This window comes from Clostridium kluyveri (assembly GCF_001902295.1).
In the GTDB taxonomy this organism is placed as follows: domain Bacteria; phylum Bacillota; class Clostridia; order Clostridiales; family Clostridiaceae; genus Clostridium_B; species Clostridium_B kluyveri_B.
The window spans coordinates 3,580,885-3,593,420 of sequence record NZ_CP018335.1; the positions used below are offsets into that span (position 1 = coordinate 3,580,885).

General features: G+C 31.2%; 10 protein-coding genes, 1 other RNA gene and 1 pseudogene. 1 reads left to right on the forward strand and 11 read right to left on the reverse strand.

Going from position 1 to position 12,536, the window contains the following annotated elements; translation table 11 throughout:
* Positions 1 to 99: 99 nt before the first annotated feature.
* The 7 genes and pseudogenes from gabT to trhA all read right to left on the reverse strand — a co-directional run bounded on the left by gabT (position 100) and on the right by trhA (position 7,183).
* Positions 100 to 1,476 (reverse strand): 4-aminobutyrate--2-oxoglutarate transaminase, encoded by a 1,377-nt coding sequence (gene gabT, locus BS101_RS17280; RefSeq protein WP_073539955.1) that lies wholly within the window; start codon positions 1,474 to 1,476, stop codon positions 100 to 102.
* A gap of 146 nt (positions 1,477 to 1,622) precedes the next feature.
* Positions 1,623 to 2,834 carry a PucR family transcriptional regulator gene (locus tag BS101_RS17285; RefSeq protein ID WP_073539956.1) on the reverse strand — a complete coding sequence of 404 codons (1,212 nt, stop codon included), beginning with the start codon at positions 2,832 to 2,834 and terminating at the stop codon, positions 1,623 to 1,625.
* Between the two features lie 206 nt (positions 2,835 to 3,040).
* Positions 3,041 to 4,168 carry an RNA-guided endonuclease InsQ/TnpB family protein gene (locus tag BS101_RS17290; RefSeq protein ID WP_073539957.1) on the reverse strand — a complete coding sequence of 376 codons (1,128 nt, stop codon included), beginning with the start codon at positions 4,166 to 4,168 and terminating at the stop codon, positions 3,041 to 3,043.
* A 16-nt stretch (positions 4,169 to 4,184) separates the two neighbouring features.
* A pseudogene (locus tag BS101_RS17295) lies at positions 4,185 to 4,571 on the reverse strand (IS607 family transposase); the annotation flags it as partial.
* A 381-nt stretch (positions 4,572 to 4,952) separates the two neighbouring features.
* On the reverse strand, positions 4,953 to 5,507 hold the full coding sequence (locus BS101_RS17300; protein ID WP_073539958.1) for a protein kinase: 555 nt from the start codon (positions 5,505 to 5,507) through the stop codon (positions 4,953 to 4,955).
* 257 nt (positions 5,508 to 5,764) lie between these two features.
* The gene (locus tag BS101_RS17305; RefSeq protein ID WP_073539959.1) at positions 5,765 to 6,325 is read right to left on the reverse strand and encodes an MEDS domain-containing protein; all 561 of its coding nucleotides are present in this window, start codon (positions 6,323 to 6,325) and stop codon (positions 5,765 to 5,767) included.
* 210 nt (positions 6,326 to 6,535) lie between these two features.
* Positions 6,536 to 7,183, reverse strand: a complete 648-nt coding sequence (trhA, locus tag BS101_RS17310; RefSeq protein WP_073539960.1) for a PAQR family membrane homeostasis protein TrhA — start codon at positions 7,181 to 7,183, stop codon at positions 6,536 to 6,538.
* 206 nt (positions 7,184 to 7,389) lie between these two features.
* Between trhA and BS101_RS17315 the strand changes: the two genes are divergently transcribed.
* A complete protein-coding gene (locus BS101_RS17315; protein ID WP_073539961.1) occupies positions 7,390 to 8,061 on the forward strand; it encodes a DUF6483 family protein in 672 nt (223 codons plus the stop codon).
* Between the two features lie 17 nt (positions 8,062 to 8,078).
* On the opposite strand, the gene BS101_RS17320 is transcribed toward BS101_RS17315, so the two are convergent.
* The 4 genes from BS101_RS17320 to hisS all read right to left on the reverse strand — a co-directional run bounded on the left by BS101_RS17320 (position 8,079) and on the right by hisS (position 12,532).
* A complete protein-coding gene (locus tag BS101_RS17320) occupies positions 8,079 to 9,035 on the reverse strand; it encodes a DMT family transporter (RefSeq protein ID WP_073539962.1) in 957 nt (318 codons plus the stop codon).
* 84 nt (positions 9,036 to 9,119) lie between these two features.
* Positions 9,120 to 9,296, reverse strand: a non-coding RNA gene (gene ssrS, locus BS101_RS17325) — 6S RNA.
* A gap of 126 nt (positions 9,297 to 9,422) precedes the next feature.
* Complete coding sequence (aspS, locus tag BS101_RS17330) at positions 9,423 to 11,195, reverse strand: aspartate--tRNA ligase (RefSeq protein ID WP_073539963.1); 1,773 nt, start codon at positions 11,193 to 11,195, stop codon at positions 9,423 to 9,425.
* An 86-nt stretch (positions 11,196 to 11,281) separates the two neighbouring features.
* Positions 11,282 to 12,532, reverse strand: a complete 1,251-nt coding sequence (hisS, locus tag BS101_RS17335; protein WP_073539964.1) for a histidine--tRNA ligase — start codon at positions 12,530 to 12,532, stop codon at positions 11,282 to 11,284.
* Between the last annotated feature and the right edge of the window lie 4 nt (positions 12,533 to 12,536).

Sequence of the window (12,536 nt, forward strand, 5' to 3'; positions counted from 1 at the left end):
TTTTACAAAAATAAATCGGTAGGTTATACCTACCAATTTATTATATATTATATAGAGTTTTTTAGATAGCAGTTTTTAATATACAGTTAATGACTTTAATTAAACTATACTTTTACATTCCAACTGATTTATTACTCCCAATTCACTTTCTATTGCCTCTTCAATTACATCAATGCCATATTTCAATTGTTCCTGAGTTATTACAAGGGGTGGCAAAAATCTTATTACATTACTTAATAATCCTGCATTCAAAACTATTACTCCTCTTTTAAAACAATATTGTGTAATTTTTTTAACCAACTCTGCATGGGGTTCCTTTGTGCTTCTATCCTTTACGAATTCTATTCCTATCATCGCCCCAAGGCCCCTTATATCCCCTATTACATCATATTTTTCTCTCATGTGCTGAAACCTTGCCGTAATGTATTTTCCAATTTCAAAGGCCCTGCTACAGAGATTGTCCTTATCTATCTTCTCTATAACCTTAAGGGCTGCCACACATCCCAGCGGACTTCCAGAATATGTGCCTCCAATCCCACCAACACAGGCAGCGTCCATAATTTCTGCCTTTCCTACAACTGCACTTAATGGGAATCCATTTGCAATTGATTTTGACATGGTTATGATATCTGCCTCAACTCTAAAGTGTTCATGTGCAAACATCTTTCCAGTTCTCCCAAAGCCGGCTTGTACTTCGTCGATAATAAATACTATATCATTTTCATTACATATTTGCTGAATAACTTTAAAATATTCTTTTGGAGGTACTATAAATCCACCTTCCCCCTGTACCGGTTCTGCTATTAAACAAGCTATTTCATCCTTGGAATTCACAGTCTTCAGCATACTCCTAAGTTTTTCAGCACAAGCTATACCGCATTCTGGATATTTACATCCAAGGGCACATCTGTAACAATAAGCTCCCTCTGTTTTATAAGTTTGTGCAGCGAATGGTCCAAATCCATCTTTATATGGCTTGTATTTGCTTGTTATAGACATGGTCATGTTAGTCCTTCCGTGAAAAGAACCCCACAGGGAGATTACACCGGTTTTTTTAGTGTAGGCTCTGGCTATTTTAATGGCATTTTCAACTGCTTCTGCCCCGCTATTTGCAAACATAGCCTTTTTTTCATAACTGCCTGGAGTAATTTCCACAAGTTTTTCTGCCAGAGTAATGTATGGTTCATACATGTTTACATGGAAACATGGATGTATATATTTGTCAAGTTGAGCCTTTACAGCTTCTACTACTCCCTCATCTCTATGACCTACATTTTGAACTCCTATAGCTCCTGCAAAATCAACAAATACATTTTCATCTATATCTTTTATAAGTGCACCTTTAGCCTCTTCTACAAATATTGGTGAACTACATCCTACTCCTTTAGCCACATATTGTTCTCTTTTTTTTATAAGTTCCTTAGATTTAGGCCCTGGTATTTCAGTTATAATTTTTGCATTTTTTTCCTCAATCATTTTAACGCCCCCATACACATTTCATGATAAATTAATATATTTAAGCTTGTAATTTATTTATTTAACAAATATATTATATACAATTTAACATATTATCATCAATATTCATATGTATAAAAAGGACAATTATATAACACAGCATTTGTTTACTTCATACAGGACAAAAAATTCTTTATTTTAAAAGCCATATCAAATCTAAATAAATGCTCCATATTTCTAAGATTACAGTTTAATATCTCCTCTATTCTTTTAATTCTATATTTTAAAGTATTCTTATGAATAAAGAGTTCCTCTGCAGTGTGTATTAAATTACAATTTTCATTAATATAAACCTGCAAAGTTTCAACCAGACTTGTAGAATTTTTACTATCATATTCCATGAGCTCTCCTAATATTTCTCTAAGAAGTCTTTTCATCTCATCCTTTTTGTTCATATCAAATAATAATCTATACATACCCATATCCTTATAGCTGCATACTTTATTTTTATTCCCTCCTAGAATTTCCAAGGCATTTTGTGCCTTATTTACACTGTCTTTAAGTTCTTCAAGCCTTGTCCAAAAGCTTCCTATTCCAATACTTATCTTAAGTTCCGCTATCTTTGAATTTATATTACTTAGAATTTCTTCTGCAATTGGATTTATTTTTTCCCTTTCGTATTTTTCCACAGGAAACATAATTATAATAAAAGTATCTTCAATTATATTAATGGATTTTTTATTTAGCCTATTCATTATATTGGCTATAATCTCTTCAATCTGCTGTCTTGTCCTGGTTTCAAGTTCTTCATTCCAGACTCCCTCCTGTTTAACAAAGCTTATAAAATTATCTACAGATAATACCATTGAACAATAAGTTTTGCCCGGATTGTATTTATAAAATTTAGATTTATTTACTTCATCTTCATCATAGTTTAAATCTCCAAAAATAATATTTTTTATGAAACTATTCATTGACTCCTGTTCCATTTTATTCATAAAAATTGCCTTACATATACTTTGACTTATATCTATGAGCCTTACTTCAAAGGGCAATTCAAATATTGGAAAACCAAGACAATCTCCAAGTTCTATTATATTTTTAGGAGTACTTGGAATATAAGGGCCTACATTTATAACAAGTCCTGCTATATTTTTGGAATTTAAATCTTCAATTAACTTATAAAGAATATTTATATCGTCCTTTATAAGTATTCCAGTTATTAAAATCAATTCTCCTCCCTTTAACCAACGTATATATCCCGGGTTTTCCATAAAGTGCACCCACTTTATGATCCTTCCCATGCCTCTTTTTCCTGCTACCACTTTTAACTTATTTGCATAGGGTAATGTCCTTATATTCTCGCAATCTATTATCATAGTTTCACCACACACCGTTACGTAAACTTTACAAAACTCTATAATAACATTATATAAGTTTAAATTTACTTCCTTATTCAACGTGTCCGATTTTGTAATCCTATTTGTAATCCTAAAGGATAACTACTTTCGTTTGCTATAACACTCCAAAGGCTTAAATTCGGGTGTAACTCACCCTACACGATAGCATAATTCGTTAAAGTGCCTTACGCTACTTTATATCTTGATAAATTAATACTGGCATTTTTATCTCTATCTATTGCAGAACCACAATGCTCACATACAAAAGTTCTTTCTGATAGTGATAGTTTAGGTTTAATATATCCACACGCACTACAAGTTTTCGATGAAGCAAACCACTTATCAGCTTCTACAAATTCAATACCGTATTTTTCAGCTTTGTACTGAATCATGGTTTTAAATTCAAAGAATCCTTGCTTTGCCACCACTTTCGATAAATGACGATTTTTCATCATGCCTTTTACATTTAGACTTTCCATAACTATTCGAGAAGGCTTGGTTTTCACTATCTCTGTAGTCACCTTATGTCTATAGTCAGTTCTGATGTTATCAAGACTCTTGTGTAACTTTATAATATTCTTTTCAAGTTTTACAATATTGCTTGTTTTAACGTAACTTCCTCCTTTTTTATTTAGTTGGTATTTATTAGATACCTTACGCTGCAATCTACGCATTTTCTTCTCTAATTTCTTAACTCTTTTAGTTTTATTGATACTCTTATATGGTTCTTCTCTATTTGAACATATAGCTAAATCCTTGATTCCAAGGTCTATCCCTATGCTTTCGCCAGTTAGTTCTACTGATTCTTGGATTGATTCTATACCTACTGAAATATACCAATGTACGCCATTAAAACTGATTCTCGGATTACTGTACTTCACGCCTGTCGGTATTCTGCCATACTCTGATAACTTAACCTTGCCTAATTTCTCTAATTGTACGTGAGTTGAACTAAACTTGATTTTAATAACATCATTATAGAAAGAAGGTTTAGACTTTCTTCTGCTCTTAAAACCTGGTTTATCAGCTAATCCCTTGAAGAACTTCTTATAAGCTTCACAACCATCTTTAACAGCTTGTTTAGCTACATTATTGCTAATAGAATTTAACCATTGATATTGCTCTGTTTTCTTTAATTGAGTTATTTCTTTTCTTAAATCACTATCTGATATGAACTTACCACCATTTTTATAGTTTTCTTCTTGTCTTGCCAAGGTCCAATTATAAATGAATCTTGCAGTACCAGAACATTGAAACAACTTAGCAATTTGTTTATTATTCGGTTCCAATCTAACCTTCATTGATGTTATCATTCTCTAGCAACTCCTTAATCATCTTTTCAACTTCTGAATTGGTTATCATGTCTATTAGTTGATTTAATCCTTTTTTATTGTAGTTTATTCCACTTCCTATGTCAGTAACAATATCAAATTGATAACCTTTAGCAATCATATAGCCTTTAACATTCTCAATCTGTCGCTCTAAATCATCCTTTTGCTTGTTGCTTGATACTCTACAATATCCAATTACTTTTTTAGTATTAGTTACAACGCCTTTAAGTCCTAAAAAATGATTGAGTTGTTCTTGTGAATAATATCTATATCCACTGGGAGTAATATGGTGTGGTTTCAATTCACCTTTCTTATCCCATTCTCTTAATGTTTGAGCATTTTTACCTATTAGTTTTGAAAACCTACCTATAGAATAGTATTCCATAACATCACCTCTTGCATCTATATTACCATAAAAAACATTGTATACATACAGGATGTTATATAATGTTTTGCTAACTGTTAATCTACCTCCATATCATTCCTAACATATTTTAAAAGAACGCCCTTATTTTGAAATTTTCAAAATAAAGGCGTCTAAATAAATTTTCGAGATATATTATGAGTTATATTATCTAGAAGAGATATGTCATAACAATAAATTAAATACATTATTAAATTTATTATTATTCATTAATAATATTACCATTTTATTAAAATGTCAATAATCATTCTGATAATTTACTTATAATTTATTGAATTGTTATGTTAATCAGCATTTAAAAGGAGCTTACAATGGCTAAATAACATTGTAAGCTCTCTTCTTTTATATTACTTTATGGGAATAAACTCCAAAGTCCATATCAGGTCTCTCTTCATTCAATATTTTTATAAATTCTTGTAATAGCCCCATTTTTTTTAACTTTCTTAAAAAAGATTTTGGATAAGGTATATCCTGAACATAGCTTTTTCTTGGATCTATTAACATAAGTGACCCATCTTTTTGAACAAATAGATGAGGAAATCTCATTTCCAGCTTTGTAAAACCTAGCTTCTTCATATCATCAATAAGCTCTATCACTCTTATAACAAAGGACCTACTTAAACCATGCTTTATAAGATAATCTTTTACATTAGTTCCCCCCACGTATTCTCTAATCATATAATACTTGTCCATTTCATAAGCCTTGGGAAAGTGAGGACTTCCTTCTACAGATTTTAATATATCAAATTCACGTTTACAGCTGTGTGAACTATTGAATACTTTTAAAACTTTTTTGTCTGGCATTAAATATACTTGTCCACTATGCCCTCTCCCTAAATACTTGCAAGATCTTAAATCAACTGGGATACCTTCATAATGGTCCTGTAAATTTTTCACAATAACACCTCCTTTGTTTTTATGTATTATAAAAACAAAGGATTTAAAATACCATTAATATATACTATTACAACATGTTTATTATGTTACTATATTTATTTTTAGAATATTAAGTATCTTATACATAATTTTTATCATTTACGGTTAAACTTATAATGCCTTGATAATAAATAGTTCCCATATGTAATAACTCCATAGATTTAATCAATTTTATTTGAAATTCTCACTTAAAAATAATCCTAGTTATTCAACTAGGATTATTTTGAATGAGAGAGTCCACGGCAATTTTTCAGATTTCCATTATAGAGCCTATGGGAATGAACTCTATAGGATTCCGAAATAACCTCGTCATCTATTATATATTTGTGCTTTAAATAATCTTCGAAATCATATAGACTCATAAAAGAAGCCTTCAATCCCAAGATTATATACAATACAGATTTATTAAAGTCCATAAAACATTCCCTGGAACTGCTTAAAATCATATAATCTGCTTGTATGATAAACCTGACTCCTGAATAACCATTTTCAACAATTTCATCTATATGCTTTGAAAGCTTTGCTCTTATTTCATTTAGCTCCAGTTTGTTATAACAACCAATAATCTTATGTATATGAAAATTTTCTACATAACTAAATCCATATATATCTGATAAATAGCTTGCTAATTCATTGTATACCTCAGGAGCCATGCACACATATATTTTTTCATTTTTATCAATACCATCTTTAATATAGTTATACATGTTTAAAACTAAATGTTGTAATCCAAAATAGTAAAAAGAAGAATTAAATCCAAAAATATTATTTTTATACATAATTTTACCCTCTATAAATATAAATTTAATTTATACTTAAATATATTCTATACTACAGCTGCATACTCCTTTTAATATTTAGTAAATTTTTTTTATCTATGTGAATTTTATTATATTATCCAAAATAATTATATACTTTTTTCATATAGATGCCATAAATTCTATTTATTGCAATAAAAAATTCTTATGTTCTGTAAAACTTTGGCTTAATTAATTGGGAAATAAATATAAAAGTATACAAAAGAAATGGCATGAAGTTCCCGCTATAACAAAGAGATGCCATATAGCATGATTGTAAGGTATTTTGTTAAACATATATAAAAGAGCACCTAATGTATATATGATTCCTCCTGAAACCAAAAGAACTATTGCCGCTGTGGATAACTTTACCAAAAGTATTTTTATGGCAAAAATTATTATCCAGCCCATAAATATATATATCAGGGTGGACACAACATCGTATTTACCTACCCAAAATACCTTCATTATTATTCCAAGTAACGCCATAATCCATACTATCCAAAATATCAGCCAACCTACAGAATCTCTTAAAATTGTCAATGTAAAAGGAGTATATGTTCCAGCTATTAAAAGATAAATGGAAGAATGGTCAATTATTCTAAAAACCCTTTTAGCTTTTGGGTTGGTTATGCTGTGATATAAGGTAGAGCCAAGATATAGTATAAACATGGAGATTCCATAAATTGTATAACTTATCACATACCATTTATCGCCCATTTTACTTGAAAATACGATTAAGAGAACCATTCCTGCTATGGATAAAAGTGCAGCTATACCATGGGTTATGGCATTTGCTATTTCCTCTCCTCTTGTATATAATTTAACTTCATTATACAAATGAAATCACTCCTTTAAAATTTAATATGTATATTATTATATGTAGTTTTGCAAACTATATGTACTATATACAATAATACCACAGGTCATATTTACATTCAATACCTGTTATTGATTTTCACCATATATTTGTAGTAAATAAATTATTTTTTTAGTATAATGTATGTATTAATATAGGTTTTGTGAAGATTTCAGGAGGTCTAATCATGTTAAAAAGAAGCATAACAGATGAATTGATTAAAAAATTTGAAGAATTGTTAGAACAGATAATTTATAATAAAAAAAATAAAAATTATACAAAGGCCCTGGATTTGATAGATGATGCCTTTAAGTATATATTCAGACTTAGTATAAAATTTTTTAATTCTTTTTCTACAGAAAACTTGCTTGAAATAATAAAAAGTGATGGAACTATAAATGCAGATAAATATATAATGATGGGCAAACTATTAAAAGAAGAAGGGGATATTTTAGAAAATCAGCATAAAGAACAGTATGCTTTTTACATATATGAAAAATCTTTAAATCTTTTTTTAAATGCCTTTTTAATTAAAAATGATCACTGTGATTTAGAAAACTATTTTTCAGATATTGACCCCATTATAATTAAGGTTTCCCCTTATAAACTATCCCGGGATATCGAAAATAGGCTGATAGAATATTACTTGAAAGTTGGCAGCTTTGATAAGGCGGAGGATATATTGTATGAAATACTAAAAGACAGTGATTTTTCTAAAGAGTGTTTAAAAAATGCTGTAGAGTTCTATGAAACCCTACTTTTAAAAAGCGAAAATGAACTGAACAGAGGTAATCTACCCCGGGAAGAAATAATTGAATCACGAAATTCTTTAAATGAAAAATTACTAAAAAATAAATGATTGAAGCCCTTTAGGTTTCAATCACTTATTTTAACTTTATCTTCAATGCCACTCTTTCTTTCTGTAAATGTAAATGTCATAAGGGAACCAGCTAATATAAATAACACCCCTATTATGGTATTGGCTGGCATACTCTCTCCTAGCAATATTAGTGCAAGAATAGGAGCAAGAGCCGGCTTTATAAAAAATACTATAGATGCAGTGGATGCAGAGGTATTATCCATTGCAAGAAAATAAAATAGATATCCAAGTCCTGTGACAACTACACCTAAATATATTATAATGAATATATTTGAATAGGTTATGCCCTGAAATACTGGAATATCTGAAAGAATACGAAAACTGCTGTTTGAAACTGCATTTTTAAATATTGAAAGCTTAGAAATACCTATTAAAATCAACATTATTATGTCTCCTACCAGGAATGTCATACAGTTCATGACTATACTTCCATATCGTGAAGATTTCATTTTACCTATTACACTGTATATTGAAAATGTAAGGGCAGCTATTACACATAATATTATTCCTTTAACATCTCCACCCTGTGATGCTTGGAAGGGATTTAAAATACATACTATTCCAATCAGACTTAACACCAGAGAAAAAATAGTGGCCTTCTTTAAGTCTTCTTTTAAGATAAAATACGCAAAAGGAATTGTAAATACAGGGTTTGTACTAAATATTATAGCAACAGTAGAAGCTTTTGTGTAGACTATGGCAAGTTGAAAAAAAGACATGCTAATTACAACACATAATAGCCCCGTTATAATAAAATACCCAAAATCTTTTCTATTTAATTTTATACCTTTATTTTTAAGTACTTTAATGGCAGGTGGTAACAATATAAGTCCGCCTATTAAAAATCTTAAAAAATTCAGCTGAAATGGATTTATAACGTCAGAAATTACTTTACCTGCTATTTCCATAGTACTGAAGGCTACAGCAGCTAAAATGATATACAGATATCCCATTTTGTCATCTCCCTTAGAAAATTATTAAAAGTTATGAGTGAAGAAAAATTCACCTTCACCTTTTACTCTTAACTCTTTCAAAATTAAAACCCCACCATGCCGCAGAATAAGTTATATTGAACCCGCTCTTAACAGGTGGGCATCTCCTTTTTGCTTCTTGTGCTCAAAATAAATTGAGTTTCATTCCACAAAAAGAGTAGGATTCCCTTTTATGAAATGTTCAGCCAACATTAACTCATTCCCCGTACACAGTAGGAATATTGATATATCTTTTTATTTAATTTTAAATTACAACAGAAGTTATTTTATAATACTATTATACTACATTTTTTTAAATTTATCTTTAATATAACCATATAATTTGACTCTAAATTAAAAAATATTTGATTATTTTACTTCTATTCCTAAATCTTTTAGCTGAGATTTATCCACTGAATTTGGTGCTTCTGTTAACGGACAAAATGCATTTTGGTTTTTAGGAAAAGCTATGACATCTTTTATATTATCAGTTCCCGCTAAAAACATTATCATTCTGTCAAATCCATAAGCAAGTCCTCCATGAGGTGGTGGTCCAAATTTAAGGGCTTCCAGAAAATATCCGAATTTATTCCAGGCAGTGTCTTTTGAAATGCCAATTGCCCCAAACATTTTTTCCTGAAGCTTGGTATCATGTATCCTTATACTTCCTCCACCCAATTCTTCTCCATTTAACACTATATCATAGGCCTTTGCCCTTACCTTTTCAGGATTACTTTCTAAATACTGTATGTCCTCATCCATAGGCATGACAAAAGGATGATGTTCCGCCTGATATCTATTCTCCTCTTCATTATAAGATAAAAGAGGAAATTCAGTTATCCATACAAATTTAAAATCATTATTTCCTTCCAATATTCCCGTTTGTTTAGCCATGTGAATTCTAAGAGCACCCAAGCTTTCAAATACAACTTTATCTTTATCTGCTGCTATAAGTATTAAATCTCCCTCTGCCGCTTCCATTTTATTTAATATATTTTGGGTATCTTCCTCTGTTAGAAACTTTGATATGGAACACTTGATTCCTTCCTTTTTATAAGCCATCCATATAAGCCCTGAGGCACCATAGGTCTTCACAAATTCAACTAACTTATCTAGTTGTTTTCTCCCAAGGGCAGCAGAACCGGTAACTTTTATGGCCCTTACAGAGCCCCCATTTTCCAGTGCATTTTGGAATACTTTAAAATCCACGCCTTTAACAACTTCACTTATATCATTTATTTCCATACCAAACCTTAAATCCGGCTTATCACTGCCGTACTTATCCATGGCGGTTTTATAGGTCATTCTTTCTATAGGAAGCTTTACATCCACACCCCGTATCTGTTTAAATACCCTTTGAATAAGTCGCTCATTCAAATCCATTACTTCTTCCTGATCTACAAAGGAAATCTCCAGGTCTACCTGGGTAAATTCCGGCTGTCTGTTAGCTCTTAAATCCTCATCCCTGAAACACTTTGCTATTTGAAAATATCTGTCATACCCAGAAACCATTAAGAGCTGTTTAAATAACTGTGGTGATTGAGGAAGGGCATAATATTTTCCCTTATAATTTCTGCTGGGTACGAGATAATCCCTGGCACCTTCTGGCGTACTTTTCCCAAGTATAGGAGTTTCTATTTCTAGGAATCCCTGTTCATCTAGAAAATCTCTTATGACTTTTGCAGTTTTATGCCTTAACATAAATATTCTCTGCATATCCGGTCTTCTTAAATCAAGATACCTATACTTAAGTCTTATATTTTCAGCTGCATCTAAATTTTCTTTTATGTATATCGGAGGAGTTTCAGACTCTGAAAATATTTTTATATATTCTCCTTTTAATTCTATCATCCCCGTTGGAATTTCCATATTGGGAGATTCCCTTTTTACAATAGTCCCTACTGCAGCTATACAGTATTCTGACTTTACACTATCTGATTTTTCAAAGGCCTCCTTATTTATTGCTTCTCCAAATACTATTTGAAGTATTCCTGTCCTATCTCTTAAGTCTACAAATACAAGACCTCCCAAATTTCTCTTTCTCTGAACCCAGCCCATAACAGTAATTCTATCCCCTATATTTGCTTCTGTTAACCCCCCGCACATACAGGTTCTCTTAAGTGTTTTTAATTCTTCTCCCATAATTATATCTCCATTATATACTTAAGCATATAAAAGATTTTCAACTCCTATCCTAATTATTATTTGAATATTTCAAGTTTTACAAACTACATCCTGGTTAAATTTAAAATTGCACTTAAATCTTCCAAACTGATTTCAAACTGCTGCCCGTCTTCCATTCTCTTGAATTTGGCAGTACCAGATTCAATTTCATTTTCACCCAGTACAACTGTAAACCTTGCATTTATCTTATTGGCATATTTCATTTCTGCCTTTACACTTCTATTCATATGGTCATATTCACATCTTACATTTTTTTCTCTTAATTTATTTGTCAGCGTTAAAGCCTTTATTCTGGCCTTATCTCCAATAACTCCTATATATAAATCTATATAGGGAAGTTTGGGTATTTCTATACCATTTTCACTAAGCGTAAGAAGTGTTCTTTCTATTCCCATGCCAAAGCCTACTGCAGGCATTTTAGGTCCTCCAACTTCTTCTATAAGATAATCATATCTTCCCCCGCCGCATATGGTTATATTCTTATTTATTATTTCAAATACGGTTTTACTATAGTAGTCAAGTCCTCTTACTATTAGGGGATTTATTCTATACCCTATTCCAAGACCTTCAAGGTACATCTTAAGACTTTCAAAATGCTCACTGCACTCATCACACAAGTGGTGAAGCATCAAAGGTGCATCTTTAACTATTTCCCTGCAGCTTTTCTCCTTGCAATCCAATATTCTCATAGGATTTTTATGGAATCTGGTTTTACAGGTATCACAGATATTGTCATATTGCTCCTGTAAAAAAGCCTTCAATATATCATTATATTCCTTTCTACATTTGGAACAACCTATACTGTTTATATTGAGTTCTATTCCCTCTACTCCAAGCTCCTCATAAATTCTCATGGCAAGACTTATTACTTCTGCATCCAGTGAAGCTTCTTTGGAACCAAAAGCTTCTATGCCAAATTGATGATGTTCTCTAAGTCTTCCCTTTTGAACATTTTCATATCTTAAAACTGGCGTAAAGTAAAATAATTTTGTGGGCTGTGCCTCATTGTACAAACTACCTTCTACAAAGGCCCTTACTGCAGGAGATGTACCTTCTGGTTTTAGGGTAAGGCTCCTTCCTGCCCTGTCTAGAAATGTATACATTTCTTTTTGTACTACATCGGTAGTTTCCCCTACTCCCCTTTGAAAAAGTTCTGTATATTCAAATACAGGGGTCCTTATTTCTCTATATCCATAAGAATCAGCTATATTTTTGAATTTATCTTCTAAATAGTGCCATTTATAAGACTCCGTAGGTAATATATCTTTTGTACCTTTGGGTGCTTGTATAGCCATAATG

Bases quoted from the DNA above. Each gene is read 5' to 3' on its own strand.
- gabT (WP_073539955.1), bottom strand. From the start codon at position 1,476: ATGATTGAGGAAAAAAATGCAAAAATTATAACTGAAATACCAGGGCCT.
- BS101_RS17285 (WP_073539956.1), bottom strand. From the start codon at position 2,834: ATGATAATAGATTGCGAGAATATAAGGACATTACCCTATGCAAATAAG.
- BS101_RS17290 (WP_073539957.1), bottom strand. From the start codon at position 4,168: ATGATAACATCAATGAAGGTTAGATTGGAACCGAATAATAAACAAATT.
- BS101_RS17305 (WP_073539959.1), bottom strand. From the start codon at position 6,325: ATGTATAAAAATAATATTTTTGGATTTAATTCTTCTTTTTACTATTTT.
- BS101_RS17315 (WP_073539961.1), top strand. From the start codon at position 7,390: ATGTTAAAAAGAAGCATAACAGATGAATTGATTAAAAAATTTGAAGAA.
- BS101_RS17320 (WP_073539962.1), bottom strand. From the start codon at position 9,035: ATGGGATATCTGTATATCATTTTAGCTGCTGTAGCCTTCAGTACTATG.
- aspS (WP_073539963.1), bottom strand. From the start codon at position 11,195: ATGGGAGAAGAATTAAAAACACTTAAGAGAACCTGTATGTGCGGGGGG.
- hisS (WP_073539964.1), bottom strand. From the start codon at position 12,532: ATGGCTATACAAGCACCCAAAGGTACAAAAGATATATTACCTACGGAG.